Annotated in this window: 21 protein-coding genes; 7 read left to right on the top strand and 14 right to left on the bottom strand. The window is 54.7% G+C overall.

Annotation, left to right across the window (positions count from 1 at the left end; genetic code table 11):
• Positions 1–65 precede the first annotated feature (65 nt).
• The 3 genes from J4613_RS15420 to selB all read left to right on the top strand — a co-directional run bounded on the left by J4613_RS15420 (position 66) and on the right by selB (position 4,011).
• Positions 66–674, top strand: a complete 609-nt coding sequence (locus J4613_RS15420) for a glutathione S-transferase (RefSeq protein ID WP_000766677.1) — start codon at positions 66–68, stop codon at positions 672–674.
• 98 nt (positions 675–772) lie between these two features.
• Positions 773–2,164: an L-seryl-tRNA(Sec) selenium transferase gene (gene selA / locus J4613_RS15415; protein WP_000200187.1), complete on the top strand. Its 1,392-nt coding sequence runs from the start codon at positions 773–775 to the stop codon at positions 2,162–2,164.
• A complete protein-coding gene (selB, locus tag J4613_RS15410; protein WP_111742193.1) occupies positions 2,161–4,011 on the top strand; it encodes a selenocysteine-specific translation elongation factor in 1,851 nt (616 codons plus the stop codon). The genes selA and selB overlap by 4 nt, the downstream gene beginning before the upstream one ends.
• Positions 4,012–4,258: 247 nt before the next feature.
• Here selB and J4613_RS15405 read toward each other — a convergent pair whose 3' ends face one another.
• The gene (locus J4613_RS15405) at positions 4,259–5,140 is read right to left on the bottom strand and encodes an ROK family protein (protein WP_001188269.1); all 882 of its coding nucleotides are present in this window, start codon (positions 5,138–5,140) and stop codon (positions 4,259–4,261) included.
• 168 nt (positions 5,141–5,308) lie between these two features.
• Here J4613_RS15405 and aldB point away from each other — a divergent pair, with 168 nt between their 5' ends.
• Positions 5,309–6,847: an aldehyde dehydrogenase AldB gene (aldB, locus tag J4613_RS15400; RefSeq protein WP_000183985.1), complete on the top strand. Its 1,539-nt coding sequence runs from the start codon at positions 5,309–5,311 to the stop codon at positions 6,845–6,847.
• A gap of 285 nt (positions 6,848–7,132) precedes the next feature.
• Here the strand turns inward: aldB and J4613_RS15395 are convergent, their stop codons facing one another.
• Positions 7,133–9,088 (bottom strand): glycoside hydrolase family 127 protein, encoded by a 1,956-nt coding sequence (locus tag J4613_RS15395; protein ID WP_023209008.1) that lies wholly within the window; start codon positions 9,086–9,088, stop codon positions 7,133–7,135.
• A 263-nt stretch (positions 9,089–9,351) separates the two neighbouring features.
• Here J4613_RS15395 and J4613_RS15390 point away from each other — a divergent pair, with 263 nt between their 5' ends.
• Positions 9,352–10,167, top strand: coding sequence for a helix-turn-helix domain-containing protein (locus tag J4613_RS15390; protein ID WP_023209007.1), 816 nt, complete (start codon positions 9,352–9,354; stop codon positions 10,165–10,167).
• Between the two features lie 160 nt (positions 10,168–10,327).
• On the opposite strand, the gene araD is transcribed toward J4613_RS15390, so the two are convergent.
• The 10 genes from araD to yiaK form a co-directional block, all read right to left on the bottom strand.
• Positions 10,328–11,023 carry an L-ribulose-5-phosphate 4-epimerase gene (araD, locus tag J4613_RS15385; protein WP_023204158.1) on the bottom strand — a complete coding sequence of 232 codons (696 nt, stop codon included), beginning with the start codon at positions 11,021–11,023 and terminating at the stop codon, positions 10,328–10,330.
• Positions 11,017–11,877 (bottom strand): L-ribulose-5-phosphate 3-epimerase, encoded by an 861-nt coding sequence (locus J4613_RS15380; RefSeq protein ID WP_111742194.1) that lies wholly within the window; start codon positions 11,875–11,877, stop codon positions 11,017–11,019. The genes araD and J4613_RS15380 overlap by 7 nt, the downstream gene beginning before the upstream one ends.
• On the bottom strand, positions 11,870–12,532 hold the full coding sequence (gene ulaD / locus J4613_RS15375) for a 3-keto-L-gulonate-6-phosphate decarboxylase UlaD (RefSeq protein WP_000089527.1): 663 nt from the start codon (positions 12,530–12,532) through the stop codon (positions 11,870–11,872). The genes J4613_RS15380 and ulaD overlap by 8 nt, the downstream gene beginning before the upstream one ends.
• Entirely contained in the window at positions 12,529–14,025 is a 1,497-nt protein-coding gene (locus tag J4613_RS15370; protein WP_111742195.1) for an FGGY-family carbohydrate kinase, read from the bottom strand. The genes ulaD and J4613_RS15370 overlap by 4 nt, the downstream gene beginning before the upstream one ends.
• Positions 14,026–14,028: 3 nt before the next feature.
• Positions 14,029–15,015, bottom strand: coding sequence for a 2,3-diketo-L-gulonate TRAP transporter substrate-binding protein YiaO (gene yiaO, locus J4613_RS15365; RefSeq protein ID WP_208293658.1), 987 nt, complete (start codon positions 15,013–15,015; stop codon positions 14,029–14,031).
• Between the two features lie 11 nt (positions 15,016–15,026).
• Entirely contained in the window at positions 15,027–16,304 is a 1,278-nt protein-coding gene (gene yiaN / locus J4613_RS15360) for a 2,3-diketo-L-gulonate TRAP transporter large permease YiaN (RefSeq protein ID WP_111742196.1), read from the bottom strand.
• Positions 16,305–16,306: 2 nt separating this feature from the next.
• Entirely contained in the window at positions 16,307–16,780 is a 474-nt protein-coding gene (yiaM, locus tag J4613_RS15355; RefSeq protein WP_000832316.1) for a 2,3-diketo-L-gulonate TRAP transporter small permease YiaM, read from the bottom strand.
• 138 nt (positions 16,781–16,918) lie between these two features.
• On the bottom strand, positions 16,919–17,851 hold the full coding sequence (locus J4613_RS15350) for a DUF4862 family protein (RefSeq protein ID WP_111742197.1): 933 nt from the start codon (positions 17,849–17,851) through the stop codon (positions 16,919–16,921).
• A gap of 23 nt (positions 17,852–17,874) precedes the next feature.
• Positions 17,875–18,339, bottom strand: a complete 465-nt coding sequence (locus J4613_RS15345) for a YhcH/YjgK/YiaL family protein (protein ID WP_111742198.1) — start codon at positions 18,337–18,339, stop codon at positions 17,875–17,877.
• An 11-nt stretch (positions 18,340–18,350) separates the two neighbouring features.
• On the bottom strand, positions 18,351–19,349 hold the full coding sequence (yiaK, locus tag J4613_RS15340) for a 3-dehydro-L-gulonate 2-dehydrogenase (RefSeq protein WP_000861182.1): 999 nt from the start codon (positions 19,347–19,349) through the stop codon (positions 18,351–18,353).
• Positions 19,350–19,578: 229 nt separating this feature from the next.
• Between yiaK and yiaJ the strand changes: the two genes are divergently transcribed.
• Both yiaJ and J4613_RS15330 read left to right on the top strand, forming a co-directional pair.
• Positions 19,579–20,379, top strand: a complete 801-nt coding sequence (yiaJ, locus tag J4613_RS15335; protein ID WP_000081338.1) for an IclR family transcriptional regulator YiaJ — start codon at positions 19,579–19,581, stop codon at positions 20,377–20,379.
• Between the two features lie 116 nt (positions 20,380–20,495).
• Positions 20,496–20,969 (top strand): 4Fe-4S dicluster domain-containing protein, encoded by a 474-nt coding sequence (locus J4613_RS15330; protein WP_001078812.1) that lies wholly within the window; start codon positions 20,496–20,498, stop codon positions 20,967–20,969.
• 36 nt (positions 20,970–21,005) lie between these two features.
• Here J4613_RS15330 and avtA read toward each other — a convergent pair whose 3' ends face one another.
• Together avtA and J4613_RS15320 are read right to left on the bottom strand one after the other, a co-directional pair.
• Positions 21,006–22,256 (bottom strand): valine--pyruvate transaminase, encoded by a 1,251-nt coding sequence (avtA, locus tag J4613_RS15325; protein ID WP_000144384.1) that lies wholly within the window; start codon positions 22,254–22,256, stop codon positions 21,006–21,008.
• Positions 22,257–22,429: 173 nt separating this feature from the next.
• Positions 22,430–24,457, bottom strand: coding sequence for an alpha-amylase (locus J4613_RS15320; protein ID WP_111742199.1), 2,028 nt, complete (start codon positions 24,455–24,457; stop codon positions 22,430–22,432).
• Positions 24,458–24,697: the final 240 nt, after the last annotated feature.

The following is a 24,697-nucleotide window of genomic DNA, read 5'->3' as shown; positions in this document are numbered from 1 at the left end:
AGCCATACTAAGCGGTGCCCCACTATCATTGGGCACCGCTTTTTTGTTGGCAAAAAGGACCCGGCATGAAACTCATTGGCAGCTATACCAGCCCTTTTGTGCGTAAAATTTCGATTCTGTTACTGGAAAAGGGCATCACCTTCGAATTTGTGAATGAACTTCCCTACAACGCGGATAGCGGGGTGGCGCGCTATAACCCGTTAGGTAAAGTACCCGCGTTGGTCACCGATGCGGGCGAGTATTGGTTCGATTCGCCGATCATCGCGGAATATATTGAGCTGCTGGATATCGCGCCAGCGATGCTCCCGCGTGACCCGATGGCAGCGCTTAAAGTTCGCCAGCTTGAAGCGTTGGCTGACGGCATTATGGATGCAGCGTTGGTTTCTGTACGCGAACAGGCGCGCCCGGCGGCGCAACAATCGGAAACGGAACTGTTGCGCCAGCGGGAAAAAATCAACCGCAGCCTGGATATGCTCGAAAGTTATCTGAGCGACGGGACACTAAAAACGGATACGGTCAATCTGGCGACTATCGCGATTGCCTGTGCGGTAGGCTATCTCAACTTCCGCCGGGTCGCGCCCGGCTGGTGTGTTAGCCGCCCCCACCTGGTCAAACTGGTCGAAACGCTTTTTCAACGCGAAAGCTTTGCCCGCACCGAAGCGCCAAAGGCTTGACGCGCATTATGTCCGCCTGAGCAAACTCACGTTACAATCCCCCTTATGTCGATATCCCTCTCCCGCCAGGAGAGGGCCACCAACAGCCAGGCATTTTCATGACAAGCGAAACGCGTACACTCTACAGCCAGCTTCCTGCTATCGATCGCTTATTGCACGATAGCGCTTTTCTTTCTCTGCGCGATCGGTATGGTCATACCCAGGTGGTTGATCTGCTTAGGCGGATGCTTGACGACGCGCGCGACGTCATCCGGAATACGCAAACGCTTCCCGACTGGTACGCAGACTGGGCGCAAGAGGCGAAACTCCGGCTGGAAAATGCGGCGCAAAGCGCGCTGCGCCCGGTGATTAACCTGACGGGGACGGTGCTGCACACCAACCTTGGCCGCGCATTGCAGGCGCAAGAAGCGATTGAGGCGGTAACGCAGGCGATGCGCGCGCCGGTGACGCTGGAATACGATTTGGATGGCGCCGGGCGGGGGCATCGCGACCGGGCACTGGCGACGCTGTTATGCCGTATCACCGGGGCGGAGGACGCCTGTATCGTCAATAACAATGCGGCGGCGGTATTGCTGATGCTGGCGGCGACAGCCAGCGGCAAAGAGGTGGTGGTTTCGCGTGGCGAGCTGGTCGAAATCGGCGGCGCGTTTCGTATTCCGGATGTTATGCGCCAGGCGGGCTGTACGCTGCATGAAGTGGGCACCACCAACCGGACGCACGCGAAAGATTACCGTCAGGCGGTAAATGAAAATACCGGGCTGTTGATGAAGGTGCATACCAGTAATTACAGCATTGAGGGCTTTACCAAAACGGTAGAGGAAGCGGAACTGGCGGAAATCGGGCGAGAGCTGGATATTCCGGTGGTGGCGGATCTGGGCAGCGGTTCGCTGGTGGATTTAAGCCAATATGGCTTACCCAAAGAGCCGATGCCGCAGCAGCTCATTGCCGCAGGCGTCAGCCTGGTAAGCTTCTCCGGCGATAAGTTGTTGGGCGGGCCGCAGGCCGGGATCATCGTCGGCAAAAAAGCGATGATTGCCCAACTGCAAAGCCATCCGCTGAAACGCGCCCTGCGTGCGGATAAAATGACGCTGGCAGCGCTGGAGGCAACGTTACGTCTGTATCTGCACCCGGAAGCGTTGGCGGAGAAATTACCCACGCTGCGTCTGTTAACCCGCAGCGAAGCGTCGATTCGCGAACAAGCGCAGCGGTTACAGGCGCGGCTGGCGGCACGTTACGGCGATGAATTTGCGCTGGAGGTTAAACCCTGCCTGTCGCAAATCGGCAGCGGTTCATTACCGGTAGACCGCCTTCCCAGCGCCGCCATGACCTTTACCCCGCACGACGGGCGCGGTAGTCGGCTGGAGGCGCTGGCGGCCCGCTGGCGCATGCTGCCTGTACCGGTCATTGGCCGAATTTATGATGGCCGTTTATGGCTGGATATGCGCTGTCTTGAAGACGAAAGCCGGTTTATGGAGATGATGCTGAAATGATTATTGCAACTGCCGGACACGTAGACCACGGTAAAACGACGTTGCTCCAGGCGATTACCGGAGTCAATGCCGATCGCCTGCCGGAAGAGAAAAAACGCGGGATGACTATCGATCTGGGCTACGCCTATTGGCCGCAGCCGGATGGTCGTGTGCTGGGCTTTATCGATGTGCCTGGGCATGAAAAATTCCTCTCTAACATGCTGGCGGGCGTAGGCGGTATCGATCACGCTTTGCTGGTGGTCGCCTGTGATGACGGCGTCATGGCGCAAACGCGCGAGCATTTACAGATCCTGCAACTGACGGGTAATCTCCAGCTCACCGTCGCGCTGACCAAAGCCGATCGCGTGGACGAGGCGCGTATCGGTGAAGTACGTGAAGAGGTACTGGCGGCGCTCGACAACTATGGCTTCGCCGATACCGTTTTATTTGTCACCGCCGCCAATGAAGGACGCGGTATTGCAGAACTTCGCGCTCATTTACAGCAGCTTCCTGCACGTTTGCACGCCGCGCAGCATCGCTTCCGCCTGGCTATCGACCGTGCGTTTACGGTGAAAGGGGCGGGACTGGTGGTGACCGGAACGGCGCTGAGCGGAGAGGTAAACGTGGGCGATACGCTATGGTTGACCGGCGTTAATACGCCGATGCGCGTACGAAGTCTACACGCGCAAAATCAGCCCACTGACCATGCGTATGCCGGGCAACGTATTGCGCTCAATATTGCGGGCGATGCGGAGAAGGAGCAGCTTAACCGCGGCGACTGGCTGCTTTCCGATGCGCCGGTGGGGGAGGCTTTTTCCCGGGTGATCGTTTCTCTGACGCTTCATGCGCCGCTTTCCCAATGGCAGCCGCTACATATTCACCATGCCGCCAGCCATGTGACTGGTCGCGTCTCTTTGCTGGAAGGCGGGCTGGCCGAGATGATCTTTGATACCCCGTTGTGGCTGGCCGATAATGACAGACTGGTGCTGCGTGATATTTCCGCACGTGCCACCCTTGCCGGCGCACGCGTGGTGACGCTTAAGGCGCCGCGTCGCGGTAAACGTAAGCCAGATTATTTGCACTGGCTTTCAACGCTTGCCGCCGCGCAGGACGATAGCGCGGCGTTGGCCATTCATCTGGAACGCGGCGCCGTCAACCTGCCGGATTTCGGTTGGGCGCGTCAGCTTAATCCTCTCGGTATGCGTCAGCTTATTGAGCAACATGGTTTTATCCAGGCTGGAGACAATTTGTTAAGCGCGCCCGTCGCCGCCCGCTGGCAGCGTAAGATTCTTGATACGCTGGCGACCTACCACGAACAGCACCGCGATGAACCGGGGCCGGGACGCGAGCGTTTACGCCGCATGGCCCTGCCAATGGAAGATGAAGCGCTGGTCCTGATGCTGATCGAGCGGATGCGCGACGACGGCCTGATTCATAGCCATCACGGTTGGTTGCATCTGCCGGATCATAAAGCAGGATTTAGCGATGAGCAGCAGGCCGTCTGGCAAAAAGTTGAACCGCTATTTGGCGATGAGCCCTGGTGGGTACGCGATCTGGCGAAAGAGACCGGAACGGAAGAACAATTGATGCGGCTGGTGCTGCGGCAGGCGGCACAGCAAGGCATCATTACCGCGATCGTAAAAGATCGGTACTATCGTAACGATCGGATTGTCGCTTTCGCCAATATGATCCGCGAGCTGGATCAAGAGAGAGGATCAACGTGTGCGGCGGATTTTCGCGACAGGCTGAATGTAGGGCGGAAACTGGCCATTCAGATCCTTGAATATTTTGACCGGATTGGATTTACACGACGTCGTGGGAATGATCATTTATTACGTGATGCGTTATTATTTCCGCAAAAAGAATGAAATGGTTAAATTAAATAACAAATGAAGCAATACAATTATTGCGTTGCTTTTTATTTTTCTGGCTTCTTAAAATAGCCAGCGTGAACCTGTTATCAGAATAATTTTGCCCGTATTCTTTGCGCCTTATTCAGGCGACTCACGATGAGATTGTGGAACTTTATCGCACGGCGATGTAACGCCTTTGCCCGGTGGCGCGGACGCTTACCGGGCCTGCGTAGACGATGCAGGCCGGATAAGACGTAACTCGTTAGCTTCGGGCGAGCTTTTGCTGCGCCAGCCAGACGGCGCCCAGCCTGCCCGCCTGATTTCCCAGTTGGCAGGGCTGAATCGGCACCTGGAGCGCCTCCCACATTTCAAACGTTTCAAGATGCCGCGTCAGGAGCGGGTAGAGCTTTTCCTGTTCGCTTATTCCTCCGCCGATCAGCACCACGCCCGGATCAAACATAGAGATCACGCTGTAAACGCCGCGTGACAGATAACGCGCCCAGTCATTGACCGCTTCACGCAGATGAACATCGGTCGCCATTCGTTCGAAGATCACATCCGCAGGCGGCATCTCTTCGGCGGGCAGCGCCAGCGCCTGGCGGCACGACGCCATTAATCCGCTGGTTGACGCGATTTTATGCATACTTTCGCCATTGTTCCCGACCGGCATGACGCCGAATTCACCGGCATGGAAATGTGCGCCGCGATACAGTTCTCGTCCGACGATAATACCGCCGCCAATGCCGGTTCCAATGGTAATACAGACCAGATTGTCATAATGCTGCCCGGCACCTCGCCACATTTCGCCCAGCGCCGCACAGTTCGCGTCGTTCTCCACGACCAGCGGCAGATCGGTCAGCCCGCTGAACAACTCCATCAGGTTGACGTCATCCAGGTAAGCCAGCGCGCCCGCTTTTGCCGCATGACCGTTATGGGGATTAATATGGCCGGGGAAACTAACCCCGATTGCCGCAATGTCATAGTCCTGTTGGCAACGCGCCACCACATCCTGCCATTTGCGGGTAAACGTGGAGGCGTCCTCTGGCGTATCGAATTGATGATGGGTTAATTCTTCGCCGTCACTGTTAATCACGCCATATTTGACGTGAGTTCCTCCCACATCAATACCGATATATTGCTGCATAGTGTTCTCCGTACGTTAAACAGGCACCTGTTTAGTATGGCTAAAACCAGACGGAGAAACGTAAAGGAAAGTAATTCGTGATTGCTGTCGTAAAGCGGGAAATCATTGGCGAAAAATTCACCAGCACCGTCTACCCTTGTGGAGTACCTTTACAATAAGGAGTTGGTCATGACGAACAATCCCCCTTCAACACGTATTCAGCCAGGTGAATACGGGTACCCACTGAAGTTAAAAGCCCGCTATGACAATTTTATTGGTGGTGACTGGGTTGCGCCCGCCGACGGCGAATATTATCAAAACCTGACGCCAGTGACCGGCCAGCCGCTATGTGAAGTCGCTTCCTCCGGTAAAAAAGATATCGATTTAGCGCTCGACGCCGCGCATAAGGCGAAAGATAAGTGGGCGCATACGTCAGTACAAGACCGTGCCGCTATCTTGTTTAAGATCGCCGATCGGATGGAACAAAACCTCGAACTGTTGGCGACAGCGGAAACCTGGGATAACGGTAAACCGATTCGTGAAACCAGCGCCGCCGACGTACCGCTGGCGATCGATCATTTCCGCTATTTCGCCTCCTGTATACGTGCGCAGGAGGGCGGGATTAGCGAAGTTGATAGCGAAACCGTGGCCTACCATTTTCACGAACCGCTTGGCGTCGTGGGACAGATAATCCCGTGGAACTTTCCGCTGCTGATGGCAAGCTGGAAAATGGCGCCAGCGCTGGCGGCAGGTAACTGCGTGGTGCTTAAACCGGCACGCCTGACGCCGCTTTCCGTTTTGCTGTTGATGGAAATCATTGGCGATCTGTTACCGCCGGGCGTCGTCAACGTCGTGAACGGCGCGGGCGGCGAGATCGGCGAATATCTGGCGACCTCGAAACGTATCGCGAAGGTGGCGTTTACCGGTTCGACGGAAGTGGGTCAACAGATCATGCAGTACGCCACGCAGAATATTATTCCGGTAACGCTGGAGTTAGGCGGCAAGTCGCCCAATATCTTCTTCGCCGACGTGATGGATGAGGAAGATGCGTTCTTTGATAAAGCGCTGGAGGGATTTGCCCTGTTTGCCTTTAACCAGGGCGAGGTGTGTACCTGTCCAAGCCGTGCGCTGGTCCAGGAGTCCATCTATGAGCGCTTTATGGAGCGCGCTATTCGCCGGGTAGAGAGCATTCGCAGCGGGAACCCGCTAGATAGCGGTACACAGATGGGGGCGCAGGTCTCCCACGGCCAGCTTGAGACTATCCTCAATTATATCGATATCGGTAAAAAAGAGGGGGCCGATATTCTGACCGGTGGGCGACGCAAGGAACTGGATGGCGAACTTAAAGAGGGCTATTACCTTGAGCCTACTATCCTGTTTGGTAAGAACAATATGCGCGTCTTTCAGGAGGAGATCTTTGGCCCGGTGCTGGCGGTAACCACCTTTAAAACCATGGAGGAGGCGCTGGAAATCGCTAACGATACGCAGTATGGCCTCGGCGCTGGCGTCTGGAGCCGCAACGGCAATCTGGCCTATAAGATGGGGCGCGGCATTCAGGCCGGGCGCGTATGGACCAACTGCTATCACGCCTATCCGGCACATGCGGCGTTCGGCGGCTATAAGCAGTCGGGCATCGGGCGCGAAACGCATAAGATGATGCTGGAACACTACCAGCAAACCAAGTGCCTGCTGGTGAGCTATTCCGATAAGCCGCTGGGGCTGTTCTGACGCAAGAGGTAATGCCCGATGGCGCTGCGCTTATCGGGCCTACCGCATTGATATCAGCCTGGTGGTAATGCCCGATGGCGCTGCGCTTATCGGGCCTACCGCGTTGATATTAGCCTGGTGGTAATGTCTGATGGCACTTCGCTTATCGGGCCTACCGCGTTGATATTAGCCTGGTGGTCATGTCCGATGGCGCTTCGCTTATCAGGCCTACAAAAATTCATCGCAATATACTGATATTGCAAATCTTGTAGGCCGGATAAGGCGCAGCCGCCATCCGGCACAGTATTACCGCTCGTTAACCCAAATCCGCATTTCGCCCTCGCCACGGTTGGCCCAGCTAAACCACGGAATGAACGTTAGCGTCTGCGGCTGGCGCGATGACGGCGCGTTATCGTAGTGCCACAACGCCTGATGCTGCGCATCTGGGGCGCTTTGCTTCTCGCCTTCAGCCTGAATCAGCATCTTATGCGCAAAAATCCCTTTGCCCTCAAAGACCCGGAACTCACTCTCTTTCGGTAGCCACAGATTATGCAGTTCTTCGCCGTTATCGGCCTGCTCAAGGCAATAGACCAGCGGCCCGCGCTGAATGGCGACCTTACCGGCGACGTGACGCGCCAGCGGATTGCCATACACGCGGCGAACCGGCATCGGCAGCGTCAGGGTTATCGTATCGCCCTCCTGCCAGGTCCGACGGATATGCAGATAACCTTTGCGAATATCCTGCTCCACTTCCAGCCCGTTGAGCGTCACTTTTGCCTCAGGGCACCAGTCCGGCAGACGTAGCGCCAGCGTGTGACGTACCGGCTGCACAGAGTCGATGGTGATCTTCACCTGCTCTTGCCACGGGTAGTTCCCGCTGATTCGCAGTTTGAGCGCGCCATTTTCAACGGGTATTTCCATGCTGTTACCCACGTACATATTGATGTACAGCGCATCCGCACGCGGCGTGTAGATGTAGTGACCAAGGGAGGTGAGCACGCGGGCGATATTCGGAGGGCAGCAGGCGCAGCCAAACCAGCGCTGGCGGATGGGCTTAACGTGATCGTAAATATGGTTGAATTTTAACGATTTTGGATGCACTTCCAGCGGGTTGACGTAGAAGAAATGCTTGCCATCCAGCGCCATACCGCCGAGGACGGTGTTGTACAGCGCGCGCTCCATCACGTCGGCGTACTGGCTATCGGCTTCCATTTCCAGCATCCGGCGGGCGAACATCATCAGGCCGATTGAAGCGCAGCTTTCCGCATAGACCGAATCATTCGGTAAATCGTAATCGCTGCTAAAGGCTTCGCCGCTGCTCTGCGAGCCAATCCCGCCGGTGATATACAGCTGACGCTGCGCCATATTTTTCCACAGGCGCAGGCAGTCCTGGCGTTTGCCTTCATCGTTGCTCAGGCGAGCGAGATGCGCCACGCCAGTCATCAGATAGACAAAACGTACCGCGTGGCCAATGGCCGTCTGCTGCTGCGAAATTGGCAGATGCGCCTGGCTGTAGGCTTTGTCTTTGACCATCCACGCCGGGCCGTAGGTATGCCAGTACGAGGTCTGGCCGCGTTTTTCGTACTCTTCGTCGTAGAAGTGCGGTTGGACGCCGCGCTGCCCGATAAAGTAGCTTGCCAGCGCCATATAGCGCGGCTGCTCTGTTACCTCATACAGACGCATCAGCGCCAGCTCAATTTCCGGGTGGCCCGGATAGCCGTGCAGCTGATTTTCGCCAGGGCCGAAAGTGCTGTCGATATGATCGGCCAGGCGACAAACGACGTCTAGCAGCCGACGCTTGCCAGTGGCCTGAAAGAAGGCGACGCCCGCTTCAATCAGGTGCCCGGCGCAATAAAGCTCGTGGCACTCCGCCAGGTTGCTCCAGCGTTCTTGCGGGGCTTTTGCCGTAAAGTACGTATTGAGATAGCCATCGTCACACTGCGCGGCGGCCACCAGTTCAATCACCTCATCGGCGGTTTTCTCAAGCGCTGGATCGGGCTTCTGGCACAGTGACCAGGCAACCGCTTCCAGCCATTTCGCCACGTCGCTGTCCTGAAAGACCATGCCGTAAAAGTCGCCCGTCTGCTGGCCTGCGGCAATGCGGAAATTTTCAATGGCATGGCTGGGTTCAGCCTCTGGAATACGATCGTTTAACGCATCCCACTGGTAAGGAATAACCACATCGCGAACCAGTTGTTGATACTGTCCGAGGAACGGATCGCTGACCGTCAGTTTATGCAGATCGACTTCCAGTACGTTCATTTCGTGCTCCTTAAGGTTGTAGAGGTCATAGATATTCCTCGCTGACGGGGTATTTTATGGCAGTAATTTTTATTTTCGCGTTATGACCTGATTCATTTTGCCCAGATAGCGGTGAGCGACAAGGCGATAAAAGAGTAAAAAAAGATGACGATTCCGACCCGTATTTAAAAATGTGAGATGGATCGAATGAAATGACTATTTTTAGTTAATAATCAAAAGCTAATATGAAATACGGTGCTGAATGAGCGGGAAATGACATATTAATGCTCGAACTATCCATGACATTACCGATTAAAGTCCAAAACGGCGGATTATTTATTTCTCGCGGCATTGGGCGTCATCCTGCCAGGCGTCTGCAATCGTGGGAAATTATATTTGTGGAAAAAGGCTGCCTGAAAATTCAGGAAGAAGAATGTGTTTTCTGTGTCGACGCCGGGGAAAGCCTGTTGCTTTGGCCGCATCGCCGCCATATTGGCGTTGAGGAGTTTCCCGCCGATCTTAAATTTTACTGGCTCCATTTTGAGGTCAAAGCGCCGGACAGCGACCCGCGCTGGCTGACGCATCTTTCCGTGCCGCAGCATACCCAGGTTGCCGATCCGCAGGCGCTGATTACGCTTTTTCGCCAGTTTATGAACGAGCAGGAAAAGCACCAGCGCAGCCCGGCGCTGGAGTTCATCGTGCTGCTGATTTTGCAGCAGCTCACCGTTGACGCCCGGCAGAATGAAAACGCCGAGGCCGCTGGCGTGTCGCTGGCCTGGAAAGTGCAGCAGCTGATTCGAACGCACTATCACCTGCCGCTTTCCAGCTCGGTTCTGGCGAAAGAACTGCATTGCAATGTGGATTATCTGGGACGCGTTTATCGGCGGGTATTTCACCTTACGCTAACGGAAGCCATCCACCGCCAGCGGGTGCGCGAGGCGGAAAAGTTGCTGATTAGCGACGCGCGTTCGTTAAAAGAGGTGGCGGAGCGGTGCGGTTTTAATGACGTTGGTTACTTTCGCCAGATCTTCCGCAAGCACACCGGCCTGACGCCTACCGCCTGGAAGCGGCGCTACAGTAAGGAACACGTTAATTCTTGAGTATAATCTTTGGCCCTCTGACAACGCGGTTGCAAACTGAATGTCCGATGGCGCTTTGCTTATCGGGCCTACAAGAGTTCATCACAACGTATTGATATTGCAAATCTTGTAGGTCGGATAAGGCGCAGCCGCCATCCGACACAGGCTGTGACTGCCGGTATTACTGCCCGTAATAGGCATTCGCGCCGTGTTTACGCAGATAGTGTTTATCGAGCAATTCAGGCTGCATATCCGGTAGCTGCGGGGCCAGCTGGCGCGAGAACAGCCCCATATAGGCGCACTCCTCAAGCACCACGGCGTTGTGGACGGCATCAGCGGCGTTTTTACCCCAGGCAAACGGGCCGTGTGAATGAACCAATACCGCCGGGATTTGCGCCGGATCCAGACCGCGCTCTTCAAAGGTTTGAATAATCACCTCGCCGGTCTGATACTCGTACTCGCCGTTAATTTCCTCAACGGTCATCAGTCGGGTACAGGGGATCGCGCCATAGAAATAGTCGGCGTGGGTGGTGCCCCAGGCGGGCAGATCGAGCCCGGCCTGCGACCAGATCGTCGCATGGCGGGAATGGGTATGAACGATCCCGCCGATCTGCGGATAGCGGCGATAGAGCGCCAGATGGGTCGCGGTATCGGACGACGGTTTTTTGTTGCCTTCAACGACCTTACCGCTGGCGATCTCTACCACCACCATATCGTCGGCGGTCATCACCTCATATTCAACGCCCGAAGGCTTGATGACCATCAGTTTGCGCGTCTCATCGACCGCGCTGACGTTGCCCCAGGTAAAGGTGACCAGCCCGTGCGCCGGGAGGGCCAGGTTGGCCGCCAGCACCTCGGCTTTCAGTTGCTCTAACATGTGAAACCTCCTTCCTGCATCCGTGATTCAATCCAGCGTCGCGCCTGGATAATTTCCAGCACCGGCTCGCTGGCTTTCTCTGTCCACATCTCAATCAGAAATGAACCGCGATAATTCAGCTCATGCAGCGTTTTGAAGATGCCAACAAAATCAACACATCCTTCGCCAAACGGCACGTCGCGGAACTGGCCGGGGCTGTCACCGGTCACCGGCAGCGTGTCTTTCAGGTGGATAGCGGCGATACGGTCGATACCCAGCTTCAGCTCGGCGGTGACGTCGTTCCCCCAGGCGCTGAGGTTGCCGACGTCCGGGTAGACGGTGAACCACGGTGACGAAAGCATCTCGTCCCACTTTTTCCACTTGCTGATGGAGTTCATAAACGCGGTATCCATGATCTCCACCGCCAGCATCACCTGCGCCGCTGCGGCCTGTTCCACCGCCCACGCCAGCCCTTCGGCGAAACGTTGCTGGGTGCCTTCGTCGTGTTCTTCGTAATAGACGTCGTAACCTGCTAGCTGAATGGTGCGGATACCGAGATCGCGCGCCAGGCGAATGGCTTTGGTCATGATTTCACGCGCCCGCTGGCGTACCGCTTCGTCGCGGCTGCCAAAAGGGAATCGACGATGGGCGGAGAGGCACATCGACGGGATGGTGACGCCGCTTTCCAGCATCGCGTTCACCAGCGAAGCGCGTTGGGCCGAGGTCCACTCCAGGCGTGAGAGACGTTCGTCGGTTTCATCCACCGACATCTCAACAAAATCAAAACCGCAGCTTTTTGCCAGCACCAGCCGCTCTGGCCAACTGAGATCTTTCGCCAGTGCTTTCTCGTAAATACCTAATGGATGATTACGCATGCTTTTCTCCCCAAATGGCGTCAATTTGGGCGTGGAATTCGGCGGCGACCTGCGCCGGATGGGCGGCACCTGCCAGCGCACGTCCGGCGATAAATGCCTTAACGTTAATGTCGCGGAACAGCGGCAGATCCGCTGGGGTAATGCCGCCGGTAATCGATAGTTCAAGGCCGATGTCGGACAACGCCTTCATGCGTGCCAGGTCCGCTTCTCCCCACTGTTGCCCGCTGGCCTGCGCATCGCGTCCGCGATGATAAATCGCCTGACGCACGCCGGTGCGATACCAGTCTCGGGCGTCGTCCAGCGTCCAGTTGCCGAACAGCTCCATTTGAATTTCACCGCCGCAGGATTGCGCGACGGCGTGGCCTTTCTCGACGGTCGCGAGCGGCGCGGCGCAGATGATAGTCATCCAGTTGGCGCCAGCGCCAAAAGCCTGCTGCGCCAGGGTTTCACCAGCATCGGCCACTTTCCAGTCGGCGACGATGATTTTTTCCGGGCACTGCGCTCGCAGGGCTTTCACCGCGCTAAGGCCTTCGGTTAAACAAAGGATGGTTCCGGCCTCAACGATATCGACATGATCCTGTAGCAGGGCGACATCGCGTTGGGCTGCTTCCAGACTGGTGTGGTCGAGCGCCAGTTGCAGTAATGGTCGGCTCATAATGCGTGCTCCTTAATACGGGCGTGATAGCCCTGTAGTGCTTCAATCAAATCCTGGTATTGGCGGTATTTGCGCTGGTAGAGGGCGTGCGCGGTCATGTCCGGCAGCAGCGTGCGCACCGGGTGCTGCAGGTCGCGTTGGGCCTCGCGGAAATCGCGATATACGCCGGTGCCGACGCGGGCCGCCAGCGCCGCGCCGAAGCAGCCGGTCTCCTCCACCTGCGGCAGCTCAATGCGTAAACCGCTGACGTCCGCCAGCATCTGCATCCAGACGTCGGAGTGGGCCGGGCCGCCGGTAACGCGCAGGGCGCAAACGTCGGTAAAACGTTCACGCATGCGGTTGAGGTGGGTCATATGGCTGAAGACCACGCCTTCATAAATCGCCTGCAGCAGGTGCGCGCGGGTGTGCAGCGCCTGCATGCCGTAAAAGCCGCAGGTCATCTCCAGTCCGGCATTGCTGCCGTAGAGAAACGGCAGAAAAAAAAGGTCGCTACCGGCTTTCGACAGGCTGGCGACCGCCTGATTGATCTCGTCAAAAGAGAGGTCGCCCCACTGGGCGGTAAACCATTCGAGGTTGCCGGAGGAGGTCGGGCTGGCTTCGTGAACGATATACTGCCCGTCATTGACGTAGCGGCCATAGACGTAAGGGTGGGCCTCATGGTCGCGCAGGCCGTGCGCGATGCCGCTGGTGACGGCCCAGGTGCCCATCACCGCATTGAGCGTTGATTCATCCTCAATACCGGCGCAAAGGGCGGTGGAAACCACGTCAAACAGGCCGCCGACGACGGGGGTGCCCGCCGCCAGACCGGTGATGGCGGCTGCCTGAGCGGTGATCTCCCCGCATATTTCGGCTGAACCCACCACGGGGGGCAGCGCGCTATCGATTTCACTGATGCCCAGCCACTCGGTCAGACGCGGGTCGTACTGGCCCGTCGCCATGTTGTAGAGGTTGGACTCGGAGATGTTGCTCTCCTCACAGCCTTTCACGCCGGTTAAGCACCAGCGCAGATAGTCATGCGTCATCATTACGCAGCCTATCTGCGCGTAGCGCTGCGGCTCATTCTCTTTTACCCAGCGTAAAAGGGAGACCGGATGCCCGGTCCATAGAGTTTGTCGGGTCAGCGGGTAGAGTTTTTGCGGAACCGCTTCTTTTTGCCAGCGCTGGACAATTTCCATGGCGCGACGGTCGGAAGAGAGTATCGCTTTACCTAATGGCCGATCGCTTTTATCTAACAGGAACAGGCCCTTACCCTGAGCGGAAATACCCAGACCGCGGATTTGTGAGCCGCTCACCCCCGTGTGCGCCAGCAGTTTGCTGATGACCGAGGCGCACTGTTGCCACAGCTCGGTCATATCGCGTTCAACCCAGCCTGGCTGCGGGCTTAAAGCGTGCAGCGGCAGGCGTTGCACCGCTACTTCCCGGCCTGCGCCATCGTACAACCCGGCTTTTAGCCAACTCCCACCACAATCTAACCCCAGCCAGTAGTTGCTCATGACTTATTGCACCTCGTCCACGGCTTTCAGGAGGTCAGCGCCCTGCGGGTTGTCTTTCAGGAACATATCGCGCACCTGGCTGCCCAGCGCATCGCTGAAGGCTTTACGGTCGATATCGGTCAGGACTTCAACTCCGGCTTCTTTCATGCCATCGATAATTTTTTGCTGATCTTCGGCGACCAGTTTGCGCTGATAGTCACCCGCTTCTTTAGCGGAACTCAGCAGTGCCTCCTGGAGCTGCGGGCTTAAAGCGTCGAATTTGGCTTTATTGATCACCAGCAGCAGAGGCGAATAGGTGTGATGAGTGAGGGAGAGGTATTTCTGTACCTCATAGAATTTCGCTGACCACACGACGTTGATAGGGTGTTCCTGGGCATCAATCGTACGGGTTTCGAGGCCGGTATAGACTTCGGAGAACGGCATCGGAATAGGGTTCGCGCCGAAGATTTTAAAGGCCGCGATATTCATTGGGCTGTTGTTAGTGCGGATTTTTAAGCCTTTCAAATCGCCCGGCGTTTTTACCGGCGCGCGGGAGTTGGTGACGTCGCGCCAGCCGTTTTCCCAGTAGGCGAGGACTTTTAACCCTTTTGAATCGAGTGATTTTTTCAGTTCATCGCCGACTTTGCCGTCGAGCGTTTTATGCGCATGCGCGGTATCGCGAAACAGGAAGGGGACATCAAGTAAGTTGAATACAGGGGCCAGGCCGGTGAAATTGTTCGAACCGGACATTTCCATATCAATGGTTCCGCCGCGCACCCCGCTGATCATTGCCTGGGCGTTACCTAATGTGCTGTCAGGAAAGAGTTTTAGCGTTAATTCGCCGTTAGTTTTTTCTTTTAATAGTTCGTTAAATTTTTTCGCGGCAATATGTTGGGAGTCAGTTTGCGGTGTTTCATAACCAAAACGTAAAGATTGCGCCGCCAGAGACGACACGCTGAAAACCGTCAGACCAGCTATCAATAATGAACGAGCAATAACGTGTAATTTCATAATATTATCCTTTAATTAATCCATTTAAGCGGTGTGATAATTAGCTCGGGAATAAAAATAAATAAAACCAGCAGCGACATCAGGACGACAACGTAAGGGAATACGCCTCTTACCGCGTCATCAAATTTCAATTTTGCTACCCCGGAAATAACGTTGAGGACGTTGCCAACGGGCGGTGTGATTAATCCAATAGAGCAGTTAATAATGAACATGACGCCGAAATAAATCGGGTCAATATTGGCTTCTTTAACTAATGGCAATAATACAGGGGTAAGAATTAACACCGTTGGCGTCAAATCCATCACCATACCGACGACCATAATTGAGATCATAATGACGATAAATAAGAGTCGCGGAGAGTCGACCAGCGGCTGCAGCAAATCTGACACCATCATGGGTAATTCCGCGATCGTAATCAGCCAGGCGGATACCTGGGCCGCGGCCACCAGAAACATGACGACTGACGTCGTTTTGGCGGCATTGACCAGCACGTGGTAGAGACTGGAAAACGTTAATTCCTGATAGATAACCACGGCGACAAAGAGGGCGTAAAAGGCGGCAACCGCCCCTGCCTCCGTTGGCGTGAAAAGTCCGGAACGGAAGCCGCCGATAATAATCACCGGTAAAAACAGCGCCCAGATACCTGAAACCAATGATTGCCAGATTTCACGCGGTGTTGCTTTAGGCTGAGAAGGGAGATTTAATCGCCCGGCCTGCCACCACCAGGTGAGCATAAGCGCCGCGCCCATCATGATGCCCGGTGCGATCCCGGCCATAAACAGCTTGCTGATCGACAAGCCGCTGGAAACGCCGAAGATAATAAAAGGAATCGAGGGTGGAATAATTGGCGCAATGATCCCGCCGGAAGCGATTAACCCAACGGAGCGGTTGATCGGGTAGTTTGCGGAGCGCATCATCGGCACCAGCAGCGCGGCGACCGCAGCGGTATCTGCTACCGCAGAGCCGGAAAGGCTGGCCATAATCATTGCCGCAATAACGCCCACGTAGCCCAGGCCGCCGGGTTTATGGCCGACCAGCTTCATCGGCAGGTCGACAATTCGCTTTGACAGGCCGCCCGCGTTCATGATTTCACCGGCCAAAACAAAAAAGGGAATAGCCAGCAGGGAGAAACTGTCCGCGCCGTTAACCAGGGTTTGCGCCATAATCTGCACGTCAAACATATCCAGATATGCCATCAGAGCAGCGCCGCAAAGCAGCAGCGACCAGGCGATGGGTAAACCTATCGCGATCCCGCCGAGCAGGCAGCAGAGAAATATCACCACGGCCATGATTAGGCTCCTTGCTGTGGTTGTTGAAAGGAATCGTTACGCGTTATTAAGTGATAAAGCCGACGCAGCTCGATTAACGCGATGGCAACGCTTGTGGGCAGACAGGCGATATACATCAGGCCGATCGGTAAACCGAGGATTGGCGAGTGATCGCTCCAGTCCTGCAACGCTTTTTGCAGGCTGCCCCAGCCTAATGCGAGGCATAACAATAAAATCAGCGAATGTGTCAGCAGCGAGAGTCGACGCTGATTCGCTGGCGAAAGTTTTTCCACCACAAAAGTGACCTGAACGTGAGCGTTATCCATAAATGCAACAATGGCGCCAATAAATGTCAGCCATACAAATAGATAACGTGATAGTTCATCTACCGACAAAATACTGCTCTCAAAACCGTAACGTAAAATAACGTTAATAAATACAATGCAGGAAAGTACGGCAATTAATACCGCAAGTATGCCCTCAAGTACCCGCTTCATAACGACTCCATCAGGTTATAGAAACTTATTTCTTTCGATGCTGAATAGTGGAACTTAATTTCTTATGTTTGGTTTATATTAGGTCGGCGCAACGTTGAGTTGCAGACCGAGAATTAAGGTGATGATGTTTAATTCAGGTTAGCGGCGTGTGGCCTTTTTCATCATGTTAATACCATCGCGTAATATATTTATGCGGTGATTAATATCGGCGCTGGCATTGATTTCCAATAATTTAATACCGGTAAACTGCAACAGTTCGGGAGCTGCGGCGGTAATCTGTTCTTTAACATGTTTCTCCGTCATCAGACTTTGTGGACAGAAAGGTGCAAACGGAGCATGGAGGTCCTGCCATTCGCCGTATTCTCCATCCAGCGTTGTACCGGAGAACATCAGCGCCCCGAGTTTTCCAGCCTGTTTGGCCTGCTGCGTGTGGATCAGCGGTAGAGAGGTATCCCGCCCTTCAATAGCCGAGCGCGCCCAGTTAATGCAGACGCTTATGTCATAGTCGGCAATAGTTTCCAGTACGTTTACCAACGGTAAGAATCCTTTGCGCGGTGCGGGGCCGGTCATCGCGTCGCAGTGTTCAAGCACCAGGTCGCAGGACCAGTCCCAGTTGGCAATCTCTTTTAATGAGCACGCAAAGGCGTTGGTTGCCTGCGCCACGTTCGGATTGCCCGCCAGAGGAGCGGCATGAAGCTCAAGGGCTATGACTTTGCCGGTATTGTTCCCATTGATTTTATTGATCTTCTGATGCAGATGACGATAGTACTCCACGCAGGCTTTACGCTGTTCCTCGTCACTGGACGCTAATCCAAAACCGCCGTTTTCGCTACGGCGGCGCATGGTTTCCATTATCGCGGTGACCACGATTTGCCAGTTCCCTGGTGTATGGCGCAATAACCACTCGTCGCCGAGCGGGTGAAGATGTTCAAGACAAGGCTGCTCCAGCCCCCGGATATCCGGAGTATCAGAGAGTTGCCGCCAGAATTCCGTCTCTTCCTCTTCACTCTTCTGGTGAAATGAGGGTGCACAAGGGTACGCACCGATAATATAACCGGTATTATTTTTCATTTTGTGCTCCAGTAAACTCTATTTTATAAAACGTCTATGGCGACTTTTACGACTATTTTCCGTATCGGCGTAGCAATGCTTTTATTACAACCGGGACGATGAACATCCTGCGGGAAAAACAGGGCATAACTTCCCGGTATCATTTCAATGAATGATTCATGTTCACTGTCGTGATAAAAAATAATATCGCGCTGTTCTAATAATGACTCGCTGATTTGATTATTACCGGTATCAATGGCAACCCCAATTGTCTCTTCGCCCCATGCCAGAAACTGAATATCCAGATAGCGGCGATGGACTTCCGGACGATTTTCAGCAGCATCGCGGGTGGTCATATCGATAATCTGCGCGAAGATATTTTTGCCGTCGATTTCCACTACGCCAGGTTCCAGCGTGCGAAAGTCCGTATTGCGCAGGAAATCGAGCGCCTGCTCTATGACCGACGGTAGCCGGCACGGATTAGGCTGCGCAATATGTCCAAAAATCATGATGTGGCTCCTTACAGCGCCTGAATTTTGGCCCAGACGCTGTCGTCAATGGTGATACCGTGACGGCGGTTGTCATCCAGCAATTTGGTAAATTCGTGGCCGGGCAGCCGAATCGCGACGTTGTCGTCGGCGCGTTCAGCAGTGGTGATGAAATCCATAATCCGCTGCAGTTTGGCATCGCGGGTTGCGCCATCGATCAGCTTATCCACTTCTATGGCGATGAAGATCTGCGAAACGCCATATTCATCGCTGTTTTCCTGGGTCACTTCGGCAACGGAAGAGCCGTTGGAAAGCAGGGTGGCAATCATGTCCAGCACAATCGACAGACCAGATCCTTTCCAGTAACCCATTGGTAAAATGCGGCGATTTTTCTCGATAACGCCCGGTTCTTTGGTCAACTGACCGTTATCGTCGAAACCGCCATCCACCGGCAGTTCGCGGCCCGCCAGACGGTTAACTTCTAACATTCCGTAGGAGAACATCGACATCGACATATCCACCATCGTGATCGGCGTAGACGGGATGGCGACGATCAGCGGATTGGTACCGATACGGCACTCTTTCGCCCCCCACGGCGGCATGACGGCGATGGAGTTGGTCCAGCAAATGCCGATATAGCCTTTTTCCGCCGCCTGCCAGCCGTAGCTGCCGCCGCGCATCCAGTGGTTAGCATTACGTAACGCCACCAGGCCAATACCATGATCGGAAGCCAGCTCGATGGCCCGGTCCATCATCTTTTTCGCCGTCAGGTTGCCGATAGCGCGCTGAGCATCCCACTGTTCGATGGCGCCGAGGCTGGTAACTCGCTGCGGTTTAGCATCAGGAATAATGTCGCCGTTATCCAGTTGCTGGATGAAGCGGGGAAAGCGGTTCACGCCGTGGGAATAGACACCGGACTCAGTGGTGCGAGCGAACATTTCCGCGCAGGCGTCGGCGGTATCTTCCGCAATATTCCGCGACCGCAAGACGCGGTAGAAGGCCCCTTTTAACTCTTCGAAAGCTACTTTCATCCCTGTTCTCCTGGTCGATTGTTAGAAAATTTAGTATGTTTTTTTGTCGATAAATTTCATAATGCGAAATGTAGTTCCAAATATATAGATCAAAAATTGACATGGCAACGCCAGAGAAGGTTTTTAAAAAGGATTAAAATCATCGGCTTATGTTTTTTATGCTGATATCGTGAACTGCAACACACTTTGAGCTACCATCTGATCGCCCAAGAAAGGAGAGAGTTTTCTGATGAGCCAGAACAACGATAAAGAGAAGCCTGCGGGGAGTCAGAGCCTGTTTCGTGGCCTGATGTTGATAGAAATTTTGAGTAACTACCCGAACGGTTGCCCACTGGCGCACCTGTCGGAGCTGGCGGGGTTGAACAAGAGTACCGTCCATCGTTTGTTGCAGGGGCTTCAATCCTGCGGATATGTGACGCCAGCGCCGGCGGCCGGGAGCTACCGTCTGACGACAAAGTTTATTGCCGTCGGCCAAAAAGCCCTGTCATCGCTGAATATCATCCACGTTGCGGCACCGCACCTTGAGGCGCTCAACCTGGCCACCGGCGAGACGGTGAATTTTTCCAGCCGTGAAGATGATCACGCTATCCTGATTTATAAGCTGGAACCGACCACCGGTATGCTGCGCACGCGTGCCTACATTGGCCAGCATATGCCGCTGTACTGCTCGGCGATGGGGAAAATTTATATGGCGTTTGGTCAGCCGGATTATGTGGCGTCTTACTGGGAAAGCCATAAAGATCAGATCCAGCCGCTGACTCGTAATACCATTACCGATTTACCAGCAATGTACGATGAGCTGGCGCAAATTCGTGAAACCAGCATGGCGATGGACCGCGAAGAAAATGAACTGGGCGTCTCCTGTATTGCTGTGCCTGTGTTTGATATTCACCATCGAGTGCCTTACGCCATTTCTATTTCACTGTCGACGTCACGGCTAAAACAGATCGGCGAGAAAAATCTGCTCAAACCGTTGCGTGAAACCGCACAGGCTATCTCTAATGAGCTGGGATTTACCGTTCGCGAATAAGACAGCTCGCCAGGTTTTATCAGGCATCTGACAAAATTTGTCCGTTTGCGTAGTGGGATCAAAGCGGCGGGGAATGGCTCTCTGGCATTCTGGCGTTTTAACGCAGGGGGAGAACAATGAACCGGTTTATTATGGCGGATGCGTCGGCGTGTATCGGGTGTCGTACCTGCGAGGTCGCCTGCGTGGTGTCGCATCAGGAGCAGCAGAATAGCGCGGCGGTGACGACGGCGGACTTTGTGCCGCGTATCCGGGTGATAAAAGAGGATTGCTTCACCACGGCCACGGTCTGCCATCAGTGTGAGGACGCGCCGTGCGCGAATGTCTGCCCGGTACAGGCGATTCGCCGTGATCGGGGGCATATCTTCGTGACGCCATCGCGCTGCATTGGTTGTAAAAGCTGTATGCTGGCTTGCCCGTTTGGTGCGATGACCGTGGTGGCGTCCGCGTCAGGCGCGCAGGCGATTAAATGCGATCTTTGCTGGCATCGGGAAGCGGGGCCGGCGTGCGTGGAAGCCTGCCCGACCAGTGCGTTACAGTGCGTTGACGCAACAAATGTGCAGCGCCAGCGCCTCTATTCTCAACCTTTCTGAACATCGTTCCGGCCTGCATAATGGCCGGAATAACCGTCAGCCTTCACGCCAGGCGCGTTCTATCTCTTCTGCCAGAATTTTTACGCCCGCCTCGATTTTATCCGGTTCAGGCACGTAGTTCATCCGCATACACTGGTGTGTGTGCGGCCAGGGTTTATCCAGTCCGGGAAAGAAATAGTGGCCTGGCACCATCAGCACGCCGCGCGCTTTCAAGCGTTGATAGAGTAACTCGGTGGTAATCGGCAGATCTTTAAACCACAGCCACAAAAATATTGCGCCTTCTGGTTTATGAATCAGGCAGCGCTCTTCGGATAAATAGCGACGAATGATCGCGATCGTCTGTTGAACGCGCTGATAGTAGAAAGGTTTGATAACCGTTTCCGACAGCCGCAGCAGATCGTTACGCTTAATCATTTCGCACATCATCGCCGGGCCCATGCCCCCGGGCGCAAGGCTGATGATGCCGTTCATGTTGGCAATGGCGGTAATCGTCTTATCATTGGCGATGATAATCCCGCAGCGGGAACCGGGCAGCCCCAGCTTCGAGAGGCTCATACACAGGATAATATTGGGGTTCCACAGCGGGCGCGCCTCGCTAAAGATAATGCCCGGAAACGGTACACCGTAAGCGTTATCAATCACCAGTGGGATGTTGTGCTGATTCGCCAGTCTGTCCAGCTTCATCAGCTCTTCGTCGGTGATAACGTTACCGGTTGGGTTGGTCGGGCGCGAGACGCAAATCATCCCCGTTTCTTCGCCGATGTGCAGATGCTCAAAATCGACGTGATACTTAAACTGGCCTTCCGGCAGCAGTTCAATATTCGGGCGCGCCGAAACGAAGAGGTCGTCTTCCAGACCGGAATCTGCATAGCCGATGTATTCCGGCGCAAGCGGGAATAGTACCTTTTTCGTACTGCCGTCGGCGCGACGTCCGGCGAAGAGATTAAATAAGTAGAAAAACGCGCTCTGACTGCCATTTGTCAGCGCAATATTCTGTGGTTCGATATCCCATCCCAGCGTTTCACGTAGCAGTACGGCCAGTGCATTCAGTAGCGCCGTTTTTCCCTGGGGACCGTCATAATTACAAAGCGCATCAGCGGCTTTGCCGCTTTCTACCATCTCTGTCAGTAGCGTCTGGAAATAATCCTGCATTGCAGGGATGTGTGCCGGGTTACCGCCGCCAAGCATGATGGCGCCTGGCGTGCGTAAGCCGTCGTTGAGATCCTCCATCAGGCGGGTAATGCCTGAATGGCGGGTAAATTTATCGCCGAAAAGTGAAAATGTCATAACGGGTGATCTATCGAACTGTCTGTCAAAGTGGATAACCATAACGCTACAAATGGCGGGGCGCAAATGGGGGTCAGGCGGTGGTATTGATGTTTTATGCTACAAATTTTTATCAGGTTAGTTTTTTGTTTTGAAGGGGCTACCGGTACGCGAGGAGACCGGTAGCGCCACGATTAGCGGCGGCCCGCCCAGACGACCATCACCGTATCGTCGCCGTACTGGCGTACAAAACCGTACCCGTGTTTTAGCGTCAGCGTGGTTTGTTGGCCTGCGCCGATGGCGGGATGTCTGGCGCGGAACTGGCTAATACGCTGCCAGTGCGCGACGGCTGCGGCTGACTTTCCGCTCACGTCCTGCCAGTTCATATCTGAACGGGTGCCTTGCAGCGGGTCGGAGCCGGTGGGGCCGAAGGGACGAGCGGATTCATCGCCGTAAAAGATCTGCACCGCGCCCGGCGAAAGCAGCAGCAGTTCCGCCGCCTTATCACCGCCCTCACGGAAAAGGCGCGTATCATGCGAGGAGAGGTAACTTAATACGTTGAAATCCTGCATTTTATCCGCCATCTGCTGCCAGACTGGCCCCATTTCCGCCAGGCAATCGACCGCTTTCGCCGCCTGCTCCTGATAATCAAAATTGATCATCGCGTCGAAACCATAGCGATAATAATCACTTTTCATGACGCCGTGGCCCCACGCTTCGCCAGTCATCCAGAACGGGCTATCATCCAGCGCTTTGTCCGGATTGGCCTGCTTCCATTCATGTAACGCCGCGCTGGCCTGGGTTTTTAGCTGTTGCCAGGCAGGAAGCTCAACATTTTTGGCAGTATCGACCCGGAACCCGTCAATGCCGTAATCATGCACCCACTGGCTTAACCAGTGAGTCAGATAATCCCGTGGCGTATAGCCTTCAATGAACTTTGCTTTAGTACCGGGTTTGTTGGCATAGAACGCGGGTAGGCCGGAAGGCGTGGTAGATTCCGTTTTTATATCCGGCAGGAAGGCCAGCGACAGGGTTAAATCGTCAAATCCCGGACTGTCGTAGTCGCCAATATCGGTACGAATCCACTTTTTCCCCCACCATTTTTCCCAGGCGGCGCTGTCGCTGAAGTTGATGTAGTCGTTAAAGCTGTGCCAGCTTTGTCCGGCGGCGGGTCGCCAGTTTGTCCAGCGATCGCCGAGAATTTTTTGCCGTTCCGCGCCGGATAAATAGAGCGCGCCAAACTGATACTCCTGCATATCCTCCAGCGTAGCGTAACCGGCATGATTCATTACTACGTCAAATAAAATACGGATGCCGCGCTGGTGCGCGCCGTCGACCAGCGCGCGGAGATCGGCTTCGTTGCCCATATTGGCATCCAGCGTCGTCCAGTCCTGAGTGTAATAGCCGTGATAGGCGTAATGAGGAAAATCGCCTTTTGCTCCGCCGCCGACCCAGCCGTGGATCTGTTCAAACGGCGAGCTTATCCACAAGGCGTTCACGCCTAATTGCTGTAGATAGTCCAGTTTACTCGTCAACCCACGCAAATCGCCGCCGTGGAAAGTGCCAATCTCTTGCATACCATCCTTATGGCGACCATAGCTGTGGTCATTGGTTGGATCGCCATTGCGAAAGCGATCCGTAAGCACAAAATAAACGGTGGCGTTGCGCCAGTTAAAAGGCGCTGACGCATGGGTTTCCGCGCATTCCAGCAATAAAAGCCCGTGGCTGTCGGCAGGTTGCAGCGTGATTTGCCCGTTTTGGACGGTATCGGTTTGACCACTGTAATAATCGCGCACTACCGTCCCTTCCGGAAAGGTCTGGCGAACATCCAGCGTGAGCGGCGAACCATCCCAGACGGGACACTGGTAGGCGAGCTGCGCGGTGCGCTCAGGTTCAGTTTTTATCGATAACAACAGGGTCGGCGTACCGGAGCGGGTATCTACCGTTATCGTATAGTCGCCATCTTTAAACAAACGCCATTGCGGTGGCGCGCCTTCGCAGGGTTTTAACGACAACATTTGGTTGAGTTTTATGGCGCCGGAGGGCTGCCAGCACTGCTGGTCAATATGGAGCGTTAACGCGCGTGTACCTTTTGTTAATGCAGCATGGCTGGTAAAGCGCCCGGTTTCCTGCGTCGAGAACGTCGGAAAACCGGGTGAGGTCCATGATGAGGCGATCGCGATACCGGGTATCAGCGTCAGAGCGAAGGCGGCAAGTTTCATCACGCTATCCTTTGTGGGCAATATTCATCAGCTTGCCTGGTTTTTAGGCGAATGAACTCCTCCTCAGCAGAGAGTCGCGCAGGAGGAGGCGCGAGGGTGAGCGACGAGGCGCAAAAAAACGCCTCTATTTGCGATAAGCACCACATTTTATTGGCATTATTGCTGCCTGTTATCGTTAATAGTTGACATAGTTTCGGATTAAGACTATTCCCTGAGGTGCTTTTTAAGCCTATTTTTGCT

The organism is Salmonella sp. 32020114201800008SM (assembly GCF_017572025.1).
GTDB classification, from domain to species: Bacteria; Pseudomonadota; Gammaproteobacteria; order Enterobacterales; family Enterobacteriaceae; genus Salmonella; species Salmonella enterica.
The sequence above is the reverse complement of the archived record's forward strand: the minus strand, read 5'-3'. Positions and strand labels throughout refer to the sequence as shown.